Raw genomic sequence first — 16,696 nt, forward strand, 5'->3', positions numbered from 1 at the left:
ATCTCGCGTCGGGGTGATACCAGGATTGATGTTGATGTGAGCAAGCGTAATGGTGATTCAAATTAAAAATGACCATTGGAATGCATCATGGAACTCAAATTTTATCTTTATTGCCTCGCTGATCTTGCACTGATCACGACTTCGCTCATCTATGGCGTGAAGCTTCTCAAGAAGCGCAACTTCCTCCTCGGGCTCGAGTGGCTGGTTGTGACGTTTTCGGCGTCTAATATCATGCTCAATGCCTTAACTGGAGAAAACGTCTTTTATAGCATCGCTCTTTTTTGCGATGCATTTTCCAGGGCCGCCGGCATACCCATTATCGCCATTGCGGGCATGATGGCGGTGACGCATCGATACAAGCCATCGGTTCTCGCTGATGTCCTGTATGTGTTGGGCGCGTTGGTGCTGACCGTCATTGTGTGGGGAGCCGACTTTATGGTCGAAGTCAAACCCTATTTCTATCTGGTGATGTGGTCGTTGTTCTCGGTTTACCTTGCTTACGTTGTCAAGAAATTGCTCAGCGTCGGAGAGAAGTTTCACGCCGTGAGTGTGACCCTGGCACTGGTATCTGGGCAGATTATTGCGAGCACCTATGACTTCTATCATATCCCTGGTGATGAAAATCACGTGATCTTTTATATCTTCGCGTTGCTTACTTGGTCTTATCAATCTGTTTCGGCGTATTACGCCTACTGCGCCTTGGAGCGCGCGCAGGAAAAGGAACTGAACCTGAATCGAGGTTATGCCGTCGGCGGCCTGGGGCAGATTTCGCGGTGATCACGCCGCTTTCGTAGAGATTCCTTTAAAGGCTCTCAGAACGAGTGGGGCATGCACTTTTGGAGTGAGTGCCGTGAAGCGTCAAAGCTGCGTGCCGTCCGCTAAACGCTGGGTCCGACGCGAGGAAACCCGGCCGCAAGAGCTGGTCTCCGCTGCGTTGGTCCTGTTCGTTGCACGCGGCTATGCGGCCACGCGGCTGGAAGATGTCGCCTCTGCTGCCGGGGTATCCAAGGGCACGGTCTACCTGTATTTCGCCAGCAAGGAAGCGCTGTTCAAGGCAGTGATCCAGGAAAGTCTGTTGCCTGTGCTGGCTGAAGGCGAGGCCTTCATTGATACCTTCGAAGGCACCAGCGAGGCGCTGCTGCACGAGATTCTGATGGGCCGGTGGGAGCGAATTGGTGAATCCTCTGCCTCGGGGCTGACCAAACTGTTGATCGCCGAATCGGGCAACTTCCCCGATCTCGTGCAGTACTACAGCGTGGAAGTCATAGAGTGCTATGACCGGCTGTTTGCATCCATCCTGGCACGCGGCGTGGCGCGGGGCGATTTTCGAGAAACCGACGTGCATCAGACCACGCTGGCACTGGTCGCACCGATGCTGTTTCTGAAGATGTGGAAGCACTCCTTCGGTATATGTGCATCCAAGGCGCTGGAGCCGAAGGTGTTCATCACACATTTGGTATCGCTGGTGTTGCACGGCCTGCTACGCGATCCCGCTCCGGGTACAGTACTTCCCGCGCCTCCACCAATTACGGCTCAGCCCTGGGGCATCTAGCGGCGAAGTTTCCACATGCTGTATCCGAGGCTTATTCGAATCGAGTGTGGAAAGCTGCAAGTTGCCACACGCCAGCATTGCAGTTTTGTTTGGGAGAGAGCGTTGCAACCAGCTCCCCAAAAGCCAACGGGGTGGTCTTCCAGACCACCCCGTTGGCTTTAAGAGATCGACGCAGTGCAGGTCCTGCATCAAGACCTGCGTTGCATCAGGAGTGCGCGACAGATCCGGAGGACTCGCCGCTGCGGCGTTGTTCCAGCCAGCGCGCCAGCCGGCCGCCGAATAGCAGTTCGTAAAGCACCGGCACCAGACCCAGCGTGATCAGTGTGCCCAGCAGGAGCCCGCCGACGATGGTGAGCGCCATGCCCGCCCACAGGCTGCCGCCAAACAGCAGCAGGGGGATCAGACCCGCCACGCACGTCAGCTTGGTCATCACGATGGGGCGCAGCCGAGCCACGGCCGCAGACACTACGGCTTCGCGCCGGGGCTTGCCGGTGGCCAGTTCGGCCTCGATGCGCTCCAGCAGCAGCACCGCGTTGTTCACGATGATGCCGGCCAGCGACAGGATGCCGAAGTTGGCCATGAAGCCCAGCGGCTCGCCGCCGAGCAGCAGTGCCGGCGCCACACCGATCATCGCAAACGGGATGATGCCCACGATCAGCGTCAGCTTGCGGAACGAGTTGAACTGCCAGACGAACAACAGCAGCATGGCCACCACCGCGAGCGGCAGGTAGGTCTCGAGGGATGCGTTGGAATCGGCGGCTTCCTCGATCTCCGCACCCATTTCGATACGGTAGCCCGGGGGCAGCGTGATTTTTGCGATGCCAGGGGCAGCGCGGTCGACGGTCTGTTGCGCAGTGGCCTGCGTACTGCGGCCTTCCACGGTCAGCGTACGCACCAAGTCGCGGCGACGAATGGCCGACGGCTCGGAAGACAGCGACACACTCGCCAGTGCAGACAGGGGCACGGGTGCCGCACCGCTGGCCGGGTGGATTAGCGTGTTCGCCAGGTCTTCGGGGCGAGCGCGTTCAGCATCGCTGCCACGCACCACCAGCGGCACGAGCGTGTCGCCGTCGCGCAGGACGGACACCTCCACGCCGGTATAGCGGGCGCTCAGCGAGGTGGCGATATCTTCACTGCTGATGCCCAGGCGGCGTGCCTTGCGCTGGTCGATCTGCACGTCCACAAGCGGTACGCGGGGGCCCCAATCGTTGCGCACCTGCACCATCCCCGGCAGCGGGCGCAGTACGCCTTCGATCTTGCTGCCAATGTCACGCAGTACGGTTTCGTCTGGGCCGCTGATCCGGTAGGCCACCATGCCTGCATCGTTCGTACTGCGTGAGAAGCGCTTGGCATCCACGCGCACATCGGGATAGCGCTGCGCCATCCACTGGCGTGTGCGCTGGATCATGGGAGCAACATCCTTCGCACTCTGCACGCTCACCGTGAAGTAGCCCACGTGCGAGGCTGGCAACGGCGGATTGAGCACCAGCACAACGCGAGGGCCGCCATCTGCCACGTAACCGATGCTGGTCGTGACTTCGGGGTTCGCTTTCTTGTCGCTCAGCCAGTGGCTCAGGTCGCGCACCACAGCTTGCGTGCGTCGTGCATCGCTGCCTGGCTGCAGCTCGATTGCAACCTGGTACTGCGGGCGTTCCGACGGGGGCAGGAACCCGGCCGGCACGCGCGAGAGCAGCAACATCGAGCCGATAAACAGCACCGTCATCGCGGTCAGCATCGTGCCCTTGTGGTCGAGCACCTTGCGGATCGCGCGGGCATAGCCTGCGTAGAAGCCGGTTTCTTTCGGCGGTTCGTCGGCGTTGTGGTGGCCGGGCTTCAGGAAGTAGTAGCACAGCAGTGGTGTCACCGTCAGGCACAGCAGCCAGGAACTCAGCAGCGACAGCGCCACCACGATCACCAGCGGCCGCAGGTATTCATTGACCGTGGTGTTGCCGAAGAAGAATGGCGAAAAGGCGAAGATGATGACCAGCGAAGAGGTCAGCAGCGGAATCCCCAGCGTTTGGCCAGCGCGGATGCAGGCCGTTCTGCGGTCTTCGCCCATGGCCAGGCGTCTTTCCACGTCTTCGGCAATCACGATGCCGTTGTCCACTAGCAGGCCCAGCGCAATGATGATGGCCGCCATTGAGACAATATGCAGCTCGATGCTCAAGGCGCGCATCACCAGCAGCGTGGCGAGAATCGTCAGCGGCACGATGCTGCCGACGATGATGCCGGCTCGCCAGCCCAGGAACAGCACCACCACCGTCATCACGATGATGATGGTCTCTTCCATCACGCGGTTCATGTTGCCCATCTCGCGCTCGACCACGTCGGCCTGGTAGGTCACGAAGTCCAGCGAGAAACCGGCGGGCAACTGCTGCTCCAGCTGAGCCACGCGCTCCTTGAGTTCCTGGCCCAGCATCTTGATGTTTTGGCCGGGGCGCATCGACACACCCAGCACCACGGCGTTATCGCCGCGATAGATGGCTGCAGACTCCGGTGGGTCCGCCGGCAGCACGCGTATCCGGGCGATGTCACCCAGACGGACGGTGGCCGGCGCCGTGCCAGCGCTGGCGGGCACGGCCAGCACGAAATCGCGCAACGCCTCCAGCGAGCGGATCTCACCTGAGGCGACCACAGCACTGTTCAGCCCCGAGAGCACGACTTGCCCGCCCGAGAGCACTACGTTCTGCTGGTGCAGTTGCCGCAGCACAGCGTCGGCACCCAGGCCCAGGCCGGCGAGGCGCGTGCGGTCGAATTCGATATAAACCCGTTCGTCCTGCAGCCCGTGGAAGGTCACGCCCTGTACGCCCTTGATGGCGTAGATGCCCTCACGCAGGCGCTTGAGCGGCTCGCGCATCTCGCTCATCGAGAAACCCGGTGCGGTGACGGCGATCGAGGCGATGGCCACGCGGCCAAAGTCGTCGTTGATCTGCGGCGGCAGCGTGCCGGCAGGGAAAAGTGGGCGAGCCTCTTCGATCTTGGCGCGCATGCGCTGCCAGACCGGCATCAGATCGCGGAGTTCATCGCGCAGGTTGACCTGCAGGATGACGGTGCCGGGGCGCACCGTGCTCGTCACGTGCTTGAGCTCGGGCAACTGTCGTAGTCGCTCTTCCAGCAGACGTGCTACCAACTGCTCCATGCGCTCTGCAGGCAAACCTGGGTTGGCCACGATGACGATCGCGTCACGGACGGTGGTAGAGGGTTCCTCTTGCGATGGAAAGCCTAGGAAGGCGAAGACGCCCGACACCAGAATCAGCAGCGCGGCGAAGAAAGTCAGGCGGGTACTGTTAAGCGCGCTTTCGGTGAGCTTCATTGCGCGGCCCCTTCCGCTGTACCTTGAAGCAGGGTCTGCATCGGCTGCGCTTGGGCGAGCTGGCCCTCATGCAGGAAGGCAGTGCCTGCCACGACCACACGGTCGCCGGCCGTCAGACCTTGGGAAACCGTGACGCGGCCCTCTCGCTGCACGGCGGTGCCCGCTTGCACGGGGCGGCGCTGCAGCTTGCCGGCTTGGTCCAGTACAAAGACGGTAGCATGGCCCGGCTTGTCGCCCCACATGACGGCAGGCGCCGGCACGGTGACAGCATTGGGCGCGTTGCGGTTAGGTAGCTCGACCGACACGACGCCGCCGCTGCGCAGATGTTTCGAGCCAGCCGCACTTTGCGGCACGCGGAAGATCGCCTGCACCAGCGAGCCGTTGTCGCTGCGGGCGGACAACCGTTCCAGCGTAAGCGGAAACGACTCGGTGTCGCTCTTGCCTTGGGCGCTGTCTCCGGAAGAGAGGGGGGCGGCGACGCTGTCGGGCAGCATGGCAACCACCTCCAGTGCGTTGCCGGCTTGAATCTGCAGGATGGCCTGGCCCGGCGCAACATCAGAGAAGGGCTGCGTCAGGCGTGCCACGACTTCGCCGTCAAACGGGGCGGTGATGTGGGTGAGCGCCAGATCCCGGCGGGCCGTAGCGAGTGCTGCATCGACTGCTGCTAGCTGACTTTGCGCAAGCTGGTGGGCGGCCCGTGCAGATTCCAGCGCCGTCTGCGAAATGATCTTGTCGCGTGCCAGCGCCTCTTGCTGCTGCAATTGGGTGCGGCGCTCCACCACGGCTGCTGCGGCGGCGGCACGGTCGGCTTCTGCCTTGTTCAGGCGCCAGCGGGCTGGAGACTCGTCCAGCCGTGCGAGCACCTGCCCCGCACGCACCCGGTCACCGACCTCGACGGGGATGGCCACCACCCGGCCGGCGGCCTCGAAGCCCAGGTCGCTGCGCTGGCGCGCGCGCAGCGTACCAACGAAGCTGTCGGCCGATGCACGGGCTCTGGAGGCCCCCACCACCTCAGTCTTGACGGGCTTGGGAGGTGCGGCCACCTGCGTGGCAGATTGGGTGCAAGCGCTCAAGGCGAGTGCTGACGCCACGGCCGCGAGGACTATAAAACCAGCGGTGGGCTGGGAATGGGTACGCATGGGATAACCTTCTAAACGAAGCGGTGAGGCAAGGGGTTAGGGCAGATCGCGTGCCAGTTTTTCCACCGTCTTGCGCATGGCCGCGCGCTGATCAGGGGTGAACTCGTGCAGTTGGAGCAGTTCGAGCAGCAGCAGGCCGTCCAGCGCAACTGACAGCAGTTGCGCCAGACCTGCCTTGGGGCCGCGGTCCAAGGCTTCATAGCTGCGGGCAAACAGCGCTTGGACCGGCGGTAGCAGGTGAGGGTGAGCCGAGGCCGCCGCCAGCATATTGGTCATGAGCTGCTTCTGGCTGGCGGGCATATCAAAGGTGAAACTTGTCAGCTCGGCCATCTTTGCCCGTGGCGAGACTGGTTCAGCATCGTTCGGCGCTGGTACGCCGACTTGTGCGTCCAGCTCGGCCACCATGCGCTCGACAAGGGCGGTGAGCAGATCATCACGTGTCTTGAAGTGATAGATCAGCCCGGCTTTGGTGATGCCGACGGCATCTGCCGTAGCCTGGATGGTCAATTGCGTCACACCGCGCTTGGCCATTAGATCTGCCGCGGCATCGAGAATCTTGTCGCGAGAGTTGGAGGACTCAGTAGGTGCTGCCATGGGATCTCCTGCGTGTTGGAACTTTACCATACGTATAGTATAGTTAAAGAAATCGACTCGTCAATGCCCGGAGCTATTGCATGTACCCTCTGATTTCTTCCGCTGCCCCCGTATTCCGCCGCTCCACCTGCCAGACGCTGCTTGGCGCAGCGGTGTTCATTCTGATTGGGTTGGCCGGCTGCGCCACGGCCCCGGCCGGCTCCGCACCGGCGGCAACCACCGTCAACGTGCCTAGCCAATGGAGCGAAAGCGCAATTGCCACCAAAGGCGTCGTGGCCGCCGAGTGGTGGCGTGACTTCGGTAGCAATGAACTGGATGCGCTGATTGATACAGCGCTGAAGTCGAACCGAGACCTGAAGATCGCAGCGGCCCGCTTGGCCCAGGCACGCGCACTGACGGATGGTGCGCAGGCCGAGCGCCTGCCTCAGTTGGGTGCCGTGGCAGGTGCGCAGCGTGGCCGGGAGACGGGGATCGATCCACGCGCCGAGCGCAGCTTCGGTGGCCTACGCGCGAGCTGGGAAGTCGATGTCTTCGGGCGGGGTGCTCTGGCTGTCGACGCGGCTCAGGCGGATGCACAAGCGGCTACTCAGGCGTTGCGGGCAACGCAGATCGCGCTCGCGGCTGATGTGGCAACCGCCTACTTCGAGCTGCAGACACTTTTGCACCGAGTGGTGTTGAACCGCCAGGCGATTGCCCTTGCACAGCGCCAGGTCGAAGTGGTTCGCCGCAAGTTTGAAGCTGGGCAGGCCACTTCGGTGGATGTGGAGCGCTGGCAGGCAGAGCTGGCGCAGGAGCAGGCCGTTACGGAGCAACTGGATGGTTCCCTGCGGGTGCGTCATCGACAACTGGCCGTGTTGCTGGGCGTGAGCGAAGCACCAGTGCTGAATTTGCAGGCGACCGCCAGTACACCGCAGCCGCCGGCCACCTTGCTACCTGGCGAACTGCTGGAGCGCCGCCCGGATGTTTTGCGCCAAGCTCGCGCGCTGGATGCTGCCCTGGCACGTGTGGGCGTGGCACGTCGTGAGGTCTATCCCCGGCTGCAGATCGAGTGGGCTAACACGCGTGAACGGACGGCGATCGTTGGCCAATCCGCGTCTCCGCAGGTTGTATTGGGCTACGGCGTCTCGTTGACGTTGCCGATCCTGGATGGCGGGCGTATCCGTGCCAACATCGCGGTCAACGAGGCCAGGGCCAACGAAGCGATGGCCGAGTATGAAAAAGCCATGCTGGCCGCATTGTCGGACGCCGAGGTGGCCTTGGCACAGTGGTCCACCTCGGAGGCCTCTTTGAGCAAGTGGCAGCAGGCGCAAGCTGCGGGCGAGACTGCGGCACTGCGCGCGGAACGCCTGTTCGAGGCCGGCCTGACAGATGTGAGCTCGGTACTGGATGCGCGGCGCAGCTACCTGCGTGCGCAGGATGCCGTCAGTCAAGCAGAAGGCGCGCGTTGGGCGGCTGCAGTGGGCCTGCGTCGCGTGTTTGCCGGCGCGGTTTGACATGAATATGAGACAGCTACTTCGCCATTCAGGAGACTGCGCATGAGCCAGGCACGAGCGTCGGAAGACCGGCAACTACGTTTCGAGGCATGCCGCTTCGCGATCGATACGTTCGTAAAGATCCACCTGGAACATATTGAGGGCGCAAGACTGCTGCTCACGAGCCATCTGCGCATGATGTTCACGCTGTCGCTCGGGGCACTAGCGGGGTTGATCACGCTGTACGCGTCGATCCTGCGCTTTGGCGCCGTCGACCTTCATGCGCCTGGAGGCATGGTGCGCGTGTGCTTTGCGATGGCCGCGCTTGCTTCCATGGTGGTATCGGCGCTGCTGTCCGCCGCAAGCCTGCAGCGTGCTAGTGCCGATGCGGCGCAGCTCCTGCGCGATCCTTTCCCGGATACGGACAACGCGTTGACGAACATCTTCGACAAGGTCGACGCGAACGAGCGTCAGATCCTCCAGTCTGTGAATCAGGCATTGGAGGCGCGTGTGGCACGGCACCCTGGCTTCGATGCCAACACGCGTACGCCGACCATACTGCTGGTGGTAGGGGTTGTCATGGCGGGGCTGTCGTTCTTTGAGGCCACTATCTGAGCCACCGAGCGATGTTTGCGGCCCGGGGGCACTTCGCGATCAACGCGGGCGGCGTGCAGCATCGGCCATCGGCTTCCAGTGCAGGACACCGAAGAGCAGCGTCAGCAGCACGCTATCGAACAGCGGCCCCTTATGCAGTGCCACCTTTCTGAAGCAGACCAATACCTCAAGAAAATGCACGCCCAGCAGCACCGCCGCCATGATGCGCACCCAGTGGATGACGTCCGGCGATAGTGGCAGCGCCGTCAGGTAACTGCAGACTGCGACGCCGTACACAATGAGCAGCAGCAACTTGCTGGGGAGGGTGAACACGGGGGAATCTCCAGAGAGGGGTGCGGGCTGCGGTGATCGGCTCAGCTTGCGGTTCTTGCGGCCTTCGCGGCTTCGTGATCCTGAAGCTCGCGCCACATGATTTTGCCGGTGCCCGATTTAGGCAGTGATTCGACAAATTCAACAATGCGCGGTGCCTTGTACGCCGCCATGTTCTCGCGGGCCCACGTGATGATGTCGTCCTCGGTCACGGCTTGCGCGTGCCGCGCATTGCGCACGACGAACGCCTTCACCGTCTCGCCGCGATGCGTGTCGCGCGCGGCAATCACGCAGACCTCCTGAATTGCAGGGTGGTAATACAGTGCGGAGAGGTTGCCGGGGGCATGTTTCGACTCCAGACTTCACGTGGGTGGTAGACGAGGGGTTAAGCCCGAATGACATTCGGCACCGCAAGCGTCGGCGCGCGACGCAGCAACTGCCAGCCAAACACCAGCATCCAGAGCGGCAGGGCCAGGACGCCGACGGTTTCGCCCGCATCCGTGACTGCAGCAAGGCTAGGGAAGAAGCCGCAGACGAAAAAGACGCCGAAGCCCCAGCCGACGATATGGAGAAGGAACGATCCGCGCCAGCCCGACTGTTTGAGCAGTCTGGCGGCAATCGATGTCCAGAAGAACACGAGCGGGCCTTCCACCCACCAGAACCCGTTTTGCGTGGCATTGGCGATGGCGGTCCACACGGCTGCCGCTGCAACCTTCGCACCTTCGTCCCCGCTGGCATACACATGCGCGAGCGGATGGAGGGTCGACAACTGGAGCACCGCCCCGGCGACCCCGCAGACGATATAGACCGCGACAGCAATGGCGATCATCTCGCGGAGCGCCCCAAGCTCTTCACGGAACGTGTGCAGGAAGTAGCCTCCGATGGCCACGAACGGCAGATAGAAGCCCAGCACGTCGGCCAGCATCCACCAGCGGAACAGGTTACGCCCTTCGGCGGACAACGCCAGCATTGCCGGGCCGTGGGGCACCATTTCGATGTCTCCGCCCGTGACGACCACCGAAAGGCCGAGGGTGGCGCAAGCCGCGAGACCGCCAAAGATGGCGTTCCAGGCCGTGAACCTGGCTACGTTATACGAGTTCATATGCATCAATCTCCGGGGGCGCCTCAGGTGGTTACATGACTGGTTTTTTGGTGATGTGACGCGGACTGCGCGGCGGCGGCTTCCGCCTGCGCGCGCACGTCGGACGTGACACGGCTGACACCGCGGATCAGATCGACGGCCTTCTCACCGATCATGATGGTGGGTGCGTTGGTGTTGCCGCCGATCAGCGTCGGCATGATCGACGCATCGACAACACGCAGTCCGTCCAGGCCGTGCACGCGCAGCTGCGGGTCGACCACGGCCATCTCGTCCTGGCCCATGCGGCAGGTGCCGACGGGGTGATAGACGGTATCGGTGCGCTGTCGCAGGACTGCGCGGATGTCGTCGTCGGTCTTCACGTGTGAGGTGAAGAGGTCGCGCGTGGCCCACTTGGCAAGTGCGGGTGTCTGCATGAGCCTGCGCGTGATCTTGAAGCCGGCCACCATGTCTTCGACATCCAGCGGGTCATCGAAGAAGGCCGGGTCGATGAGCGGTGCGGTGAGCGGATCGTTGCTGTGCAGCGTGACCGAGCCCGTGCTGCGCGGACGCAGCAGGCAGACGTGGCACGAGAACCCATGGCCCAGGCGCATGCGGCGCGCGTGGTTGTCGACCATCGCCACCACGAAATGCAGCTGGATGTCGGGTGCCTCAAGCTCGGGGCGCGTCTTCAGGAAGCCGCCGCCTTCGGCGAAATTCGTCGTCAGCATGCCGCGCCGCTCTCGGCGGAAGCGCAGGATCTCGCTCAGGATGCGCACGCTGCCGAGTAGCGAGACGCCCATCGTGTCGAGACTGCCGGTGCGGTAGCCGAAGACGAAGTCGGGATGGTCCTGCAGATTGCGTCCCACGCCTGGCAGATGCTGCACGGTCTGGATGCCCACGCGTGCAAGCTCCTGTGCCGGCCCCACGCCGGACAGCATCAGCAACTGCGGCGTCTGGAGCGCACCTGCAGCCAGCACCACTTCGCGCCGCGCGCGCAGTGTGCGGATCACGCCGTGCTGCAGCACCTCCACGCCAACGGCGCGCTTGCCCTCGAGCAGGATGCGGCGGACTTGCGCGTGGGTTTCGACTGTAAGGTTGGCGCGTCGGCCGATGTGCGGGTGCAGATACGCGCGCGCTGCGCTCCACCGTTCCCCCTGCTTCTGCGTGACCTGGTAGATGCCGATGCCTTCCTGTTGCGCGCCGTTAAAGTCGTCGGTGAGCGGCAGGCCGGCCTGGCGGGCGGCTTCCAGATAGCGTGCCTGGAAGGGGTTGTCGGTGCGCAGGTCGCTGACATTGAGCGGGCCGTTGCGGCCGTGCCAGGCGTTGTCGAAGCGCTCGTTGTGCTCGCTGAGGCGGAAGTAGGGCAGTACGTCGTCATACGACCAACCGCTGTTGCCCAGCGACGCCCAGCGATCGTAATCGCTGCGGTGGCCGCGGATGTAGACCATCGCGTTGATGGCGGAGGAACCTCCCAACATCTTGCCGCGAGGCTGGTAGCCGATGCGCCCGCCAAGCCCGGCCTGCGGCACGGTATCGAATGCCCAGTTGTTGAGGCGGGTCGGCATCATGGCGACCGCGCCCGCCGGCACCTTGACCACCATGCCGTCGCCATGGCCGCCTGCCTCGAGCACGCAGACCGAGAGGTTCGGGTCTTCGGATAGACGGCCCGCGACCACGCAGCCGCCCGAACCGCCGCCGACGACGATGTAATCAAACTGTTGATTCATGAGGTTTCTCTCGACAAGCAACGGACGGGATCAGGCAATGCGCGACAGCACGCGCAGCAGCCAGTTGAAGGTATGGCCATAGGGTGGGTGGAACAGCACGGTGCCATTCCAGCGGGTCTGATGAAAGACTGGCTTGAGTTTGCTGAAGGTATCGAAGCCCCACTTGCCGTGGTAGGCGCCCATGCCGCTGGGGCCGACGCCGCCGAACGGCTGGCTCTCTTGCACCAGATGCCACAGGCAGTCGTTGATCGTCACACCACCCGATACGGTTTCGCGCAGTGCGCGGTTGCAGTGCGATGCATCGTCACCAAACCAGTACAGCGCGAGCGGGCGTGCGTTGCGCTGGACGTACGCCAGCGCGTCGTCGAGATTTGCATATTCGACAATGGGCAGCACGGGGCCAAAGATCTCTTCACGCATGAGCCGCGTGTTGGCGGGTGCGCCAATCACGAGCGTGGGCGGGAACTTGCGTGATGCCGCATTGAACGCTTCGCCAGCCGGGTTAACTTCAATCACGCGGGCGCCTGCTGCGCGCGCTTCGCCGACCATGTCCGCCAGACGCGCGCGATGACGTTCGCTGATGACGGCGGTGTAGTCTGGGTTGGCAGCGAGCCTCGGATACAGCTTTGCGATGGCCTGCATCAAATGCGAGGCAATCTTTTCAGCGGTGCCCGCTGGTACGAGCAGATAATCCGGCGCGACGCAGGTTTGACCTGCGTTCAGCAGCTTTCCGAACGCGATGCGTTGCGCCGCAACTGCGACATTGCATGACACATCGAGAATAGCCGGCGATTTGCCGCCGAGTTCCAGTGTCACCGGCGTCAGGTTGGCCGCCGCCGCTTGCGCCACGTCACGCCCAACCTGGGTTGAGCCTGTGAAGAACAGGTGATCGAACGGCAGGCTGGCAAAGGCCTTGCCGAGTTCAACATCGCCGATGGCGACATCGAGCTCATCCGGGTTGAATATCTCGCGCGCCATCGAGGCGAGCAACGCAGACAACCGGGGCGTGAGCTCCGACGGCTTGATCAACACCCGGTTGCCGGCCGCAAGCGCGGCAAGCGCAGGCCCCAACGACAGCTGCAACGGATAGTTCCACGGCGCAATGATGCCCACCACGCCCAGCGGCTGTGGCATGAGCCGGTTGTAGCCGGGGCGGAAATGCAATGCGGTCGGCACGCGTTGCGTGCGCATCCACTGCTTCAGGTGGCGCCGCGCATGACGGATGCCTGCGCGCACGACAAACACCTCGGCAAGTCGGGTTTCGTGTGCCGAGCGGCCTTGAAAGTCGGCGTCGATGGCACGCACGATGTCGGGCTCGTGCGAGTCGAGCCAGGTCGCGAGCCGATCGAGACGCGACAGGCGCGTGGCCAGCGTCGGGTCGGGGTCCAGCGCGAAAGCCTGGCGCTGGCGTTCAAAGCTGGCGACAAGCTCGGTTGGGGAGCCTTGCAGCATGGTGTCTCCTATGCGCTCTCGATTGAGAGATCGCAGCAACGGCTGTTCTTGTTTTGGTTGTGCGTGGATTGCATGCCGACGAGGTGGTCATGGCACGCCGAAACGTACTCAGGCGGAATGCCTGCTGGCGTTCATCTGTTCGGCTGCGGAACCTGCCGTGTTGCGTCTTGCATGTCCGGCGATCAGGTCGACCAGCAGCGGTACGACACCTTCCGAGATGTCGTGGCCCATGCCGCGGATGGTGACCATCTCCGCATCGGGGATGGCAGCCGCAGTCGCGGTGCCGCCGCTGGTTGCCACCATCAGATCCCGATCGCCGTGTACCACCAGCGTCGGCACCCGGATACGGCAGACGTCTGCCGTCCTGTCGCCCGACTTCATGATGGCCTCGAGCTGGCGTGCCATGCCTTCGGCATCCTTCGCCTGCTCGCCGCGGTCCCACGCGTCGGCGGCGTAAGCGCGTCGCGCGTCGTCGTTCACGGGGTACGTCTGCGTGCCGATGTGGGCCATGGCCGCACTGTAACGCTGCACGGCTTCGTCGCGCGTGCGTGCGGGCGGCTTGATCAGCATCAGCATGCTGGACATGGCCAGTTGGCCGACTTTTCGCGAGCCGGTGCTGGAGAAGATCGAGGTGAGCGACAGCGTGCGCTGCGGATGGGTGCCGGCGATGATCTGCGCGATCATGCCGCCCATCGACATCCCCACGATATGGGCGCGCGCCACACGCAGATGATCGAGCAGGCCAACCGTATCGGCGGCCATGTCTTCGAGGTCATAGGCCGAAGGCTTCGGTAACCACAGGAATTGCCGCAGCAAGCCGGGAGGCTTCTGCGGGATGCGCGAGGAGCGGCCGGCGTCGCGGTTGTCGAAGACGATGACGCGAAAGCCGTGTTGTACCAGGCCGTCGATCAGGTTGGCGGGCCACGACGTCAGTTGCAGGCTCAGGCCCGCGATCAGCAGCAGGGGTTCTGCGCTCTCGAGGCCGTACGTGCGATAGCACAGGCGGACACCGGTCGGCACGTCGCAGAACAGATCGCGCGCTTCATCCATGGCGTGGATCGACATGATCAGGCTCCCACCGCTTGCCGGGCCTGCGAGCGCGCCGTGCTGCTCGCTTGGTGGGCATGCCCGAAACGCAGGAACGGGTTTTCGACCGGGCTGTTCCGCAGGTTGGCGACGTCGAGGTTGTAGTCCTCCGACATGACCCAGGGCGTTTCCAGGCCCTGGCAAGGCATGCTCTGGACGGCGCGCTTGACGTAGCCGGCGCCGAGATTGAGCAGCGGAAGCTTGGGCATGTCAGCGTCGGGAGCCTCGGGCACGCAGATCGCGGAGCCGGTGCGATCCATATGGTCGAGCATGCGGCAGAAGTGTTGCGCCAGCAGCCCCAGCTTGAGTGTCCACGACGAGTTCGTGTAGCCGATAGAGAAGACGTAGTTCGGCACGCCGCTGAGCATCATGCCCTTGAAGGTCACCGTGCTGTGCAGATCGACGGGCTCGCCGTCGACCGTCAGCTGGATGCCGCCGAATAAGCGAATGTTGAGCCCGGTGGCCGTCACAACGATATCGGCGGGCAACTCCTGCCCCGACTCCAGCAGGATGCCGGTCTCCGTGAATGTCTTGATGCGGTCCGTCACCACGGACGCCTGGCCTTGGCGGATGGCCTTGAACAGATCGCCATCGGGCACCGCGCACAAACGCTGATCCCACGGGTCGTAGGGCGGGTTGAAGTGCACGTCGATCGGATAGCCCTTGGGCAACTGGCGCTTGTTGAGGAAGCGGATGAGACGCCGCGCGAATTTTGGCCGCTTCTTGCACAGGTACCAGATGCCGCGCGAAATGGCGATGTTCTTGCGGCGCACGAGCGCGTAGGCCCACGCGTGCGGCATCACCTTGCGCAGCGTGTTGGCGATGACGTCTTCCGAGGGAAGGCTCACGACATAGGTGGGCGTGCGCTGGAGCATCGTCACATGCTTGGCCTTGTCCGCCATGGCCGGCAACAGCGTGACGGCGGTGGCGCCGCTGCCGATCACCACGACACGCTTGCCAGTGTAGTCGAGGTCTTCCGGCCAATGCTGCGGATGCACGGTGCGGCCCTGGAAGCGTTCGATACCTTCCAGCTGCGGGGTGAAGCCTTGATCGTGGTGGAAGTAGCCGGCGGCGCTGAACAGCCATTTGGCCAGGATCGTTTTGCGTTCGCCCGTATCCGTGCGCTCGACCTCGACCGTCCACAGGGCTTGAGCGCCGGACCACGATGCTTGAATCACCTTGTGGTTCAGGCGGATGTGGCGATTGATCCCGTACTCCGCGGCAGTCTCGCGCAGGTAGGACAAGATATCGGCCGCCCCGGCAATCGACTTCTTGTACGGCCATGGCTTGAACGCGTAGCCGTAGGTGTGCATGTCCGAGTCGGACCGGATGCCGGGATAGCGGAACAAGTCCCACGTGCCGCCGGTGACCGCGCGCGATTCCAGAATGACGTAGGACGTGTTCGGGCGCTCCGTTTCCAGGTAACGCGCAACACCGATGCCAGACAGGCCGGCGCCAACGATCAGGACATCCACATGCTCTGTGGGCGGAAGGTGATGTACGGTCACAGCGTGTCTCCAGATTGGATCGAGGTGCCCAGGGGGTGGGGAGTTTTGGTTGGCAGCGCTGTGGTCCGACCCCGGTTTTCGGGCTGCACTCCGGACCCCGCGTCGCTGCCATACGCCGCTCCTGCCCAAAAACGGCATTCGAAGTACGTATTCTCGGCCTACAGTTAACGTTTTGATGGCCAAATATTAGCGTTGTTGCGGCCTAAATACAAGGCGGCGCAGGGTAGGGAAAACACCCAGCCGATCGGGCGTAAACGATGTGCATGCCGTCCACTCCGTGTGCGGCAGGACACGCGCCGGTGAAAGGCGCCGCCATGCCGCAGAATCCAACCCCACCCGTAAGTCCATCCTGGTCGCTGCCTTTGCCACGTGTTCAGGAACTGATCCGCAGGGCGCCAAAATCGTGCTCACTGTGCGAGCGGCATGGCTGGAGGAGGTCGATCGGCTGAACGTGGTCACGAGCTAGGAGATGGGCCGCCCCGTGGTGGTGGCGGCGATCCGCAGACTCAACCGTATGGACGGTCAAGATCATCTGGCATTCCTAATCGCAGTCGGTGAGTCATTCTGCGACGCACTATCAGACGAACCCGGCTTTGAAGATGCATCGCCGCACGATTTTCAAGAGGTGTTGCGCGCGGCTGTCGGCGACCCGCTTACCCCCGAAATACTTAGCAGTACAACCAGTGGTGAGTACCTTGCGAAGATCGTCGCCGAGTGTGTCCGCTGCTTCGAAGTTGACTTGACCGCGACAGCGAAGGTCGAGCAAGCATTAGGTCAGTCCTTGTTTCGATGGCCAGTTGGAGACCACTGACCACGTCGGGGCCGTCTCGGTGGTTGCCATCCCTTGC

Annotated in this window: 14 protein-coding genes and 1 pseudogene; 5 read left to right on the top strand and 10 right to left on the bottom strand. The window is 63.1% G+C overall.

Features of this window, described 5'->3' with window-relative positions; genetic code table 11:
* Positions 1–87: 87 nt before the first annotated feature.
* Positions 88–777 (top strand): hypothetical protein, encoded by a 690-nt coding sequence (locus tag RR42_RS24650; RefSeq protein WP_043353817.1) that lies wholly within the window; start codon positions 88–90, stop codon positions 775–777.
* 73 nt (positions 778–850) lie between these two features.
* Positions 851–1,552 (top strand): TetR/AcrR family transcriptional regulator, encoded by a 702-nt coding sequence (locus RR42_RS24655; protein ID WP_236702179.1) that lies wholly within the window; start codon positions 851–853, stop codon positions 1,550–1,552.
* A gap of 205 nt (positions 1,553–1,757) precedes the next feature.
* On the opposite strand, the gene RR42_RS24660 is transcribed toward RR42_RS24655, so the two are convergent.
* Genes RR42_RS24660 through RR42_RS24670 form a run of 3 tightly spaced genes read right to left on the bottom strand, consistent with a single transcriptional unit; the run spans position 1,758 to position 6,598 of the window.
* Positions 1,758–4,865: an efflux RND transporter permease subunit gene (locus RR42_RS24660; protein ID WP_043353819.1), complete on the bottom strand. Its 3,108-nt coding sequence runs from the start codon at positions 4,863–4,865 to the stop codon at positions 1,758–1,760.
* The gene (locus tag RR42_RS24665; protein WP_052494941.1) at positions 4,862–6,004 is read right to left on the bottom strand and encodes an efflux RND transporter periplasmic adaptor subunit; all 1,143 of its coding nucleotides are present in this window, start codon (positions 6,002–6,004) and stop codon (positions 4,862–4,864) included. The genes RR42_RS24660 and RR42_RS24665 overlap by 4 nt, the downstream gene beginning before the upstream one ends.
* A 36-nt stretch (positions 6,005–6,040) precedes the next feature.
* Positions 6,041–6,598 carry a TetR/AcrR family transcriptional regulator gene (locus RR42_RS24670; RefSeq protein ID WP_043353821.1) on the bottom strand — a complete coding sequence of 186 codons (558 nt, stop codon included), beginning with the start codon at positions 6,596–6,598 and terminating at the stop codon, positions 6,041–6,043.
* 80 nt (positions 6,599–6,678) lie between these two features.
* Between RR42_RS24670 and RR42_RS24675 the strand changes: the two genes are divergently transcribed.
* Positions 6,679–8,091 (top strand): efflux transporter outer membrane subunit, encoded by a 1,413-nt coding sequence (locus tag RR42_RS24675; protein ID WP_082055094.1) that lies wholly within the window; start codon positions 6,679–6,681, stop codon positions 8,089–8,091.
* A 42-nt stretch (positions 8,092–8,133) separates the two neighbouring features.
* Positions 8,134–8,685: a hypothetical protein gene (locus RR42_RS24680; protein WP_043353823.1), complete on the top strand. Its 552-nt coding sequence runs from the start codon at positions 8,134–8,136 to the stop codon at positions 8,683–8,685.
* A 39-nt stretch (positions 8,686–8,724) separates the two neighbouring features.
* On the opposite strand, the gene RR42_RS24685 is transcribed toward RR42_RS24680, so the two are convergent.
* From RR42_RS24685 to RR42_RS24715, 7 genes and pseudogenes are all read right to left on the bottom strand, one after another.
* Positions 8,725–8,997, bottom strand: a complete 273-nt coding sequence (locus RR42_RS24685) for a hypothetical protein (protein ID WP_043353824.1) — start codon at positions 8,995–8,997, stop codon at positions 8,725–8,727.
* A gap of 41 nt (positions 8,998–9,038) precedes the next feature.
* Positions 9,039–9,317 (bottom strand): annotated as a pseudogene (locus RR42_RS24690) (AMP-binding enzyme); the annotation flags it as partial.
* A 62-nt stretch (positions 9,318–9,379) separates the two neighbouring features.
* Positions 9,380–10,096: a hypothetical protein gene (locus RR42_RS24695; protein ID WP_043357843.1), complete on the bottom strand. Its 717-nt coding sequence runs from the start codon at positions 10,094–10,096 to the stop codon at positions 9,380–9,382.
* Positions 10,097–10,119: 23 nt separating this feature from the next.
* Positions 10,120–11,802: a GMC family oxidoreductase gene (locus RR42_RS24700; RefSeq protein ID WP_043353827.1), complete on the bottom strand. Its 1,683-nt coding sequence runs from the start codon at positions 11,800–11,802 to the stop codon at positions 10,120–10,122.
* A 30-nt stretch (positions 11,803–11,832) separates the two neighbouring features.
* Complete coding sequence (locus tag RR42_RS24705) at positions 11,833–13,254, bottom strand: coniferyl aldehyde dehydrogenase (protein ID WP_043353829.1); 1,422 nt, start codon at positions 13,252–13,254, stop codon at positions 11,833–11,835.
* A 108-nt stretch (positions 13,255–13,362) separates the two neighbouring features.
* Entirely contained in the window at positions 13,363–14,319 is a 957-nt protein-coding gene (locus RR42_RS24710) for an alpha/beta fold hydrolase (RefSeq protein ID WP_043353831.1), read from the bottom strand.
* Positions 14,320–14,321: 2 nt separating this feature from the next.
* On the bottom strand, positions 14,322–15,848 hold the full coding sequence (locus RR42_RS24715; RefSeq protein ID WP_043353833.1) for a flavin-containing monooxygenase: 1,527 nt from the start codon (positions 15,846–15,848) through the stop codon (positions 14,322–14,324).
* 469 nt (positions 15,849–16,317) lie between these two features.
* Between RR42_RS24715 and RR42_RS24720 the strand changes: the two genes are divergently transcribed.
* On the top strand, positions 16,318–16,659 hold the full coding sequence (locus tag RR42_RS24720; RefSeq protein ID WP_043353835.1) for a hypothetical protein: 342 nt from the start codon (positions 16,318–16,320) through the stop codon (positions 16,657–16,659).
* Positions 16,660–16,696: the final 37 nt, after the last annotated feature.

Origin of the sequence: Cupriavidus basilensis, from assembly GCF_000832305.1 — a bacterium.
Lineage (GTDB): Bacteria > Pseudomonadota > Gammaproteobacteria > Burkholderiales > Burkholderiaceae > Cupriavidus > Cupriavidus basilensis_F.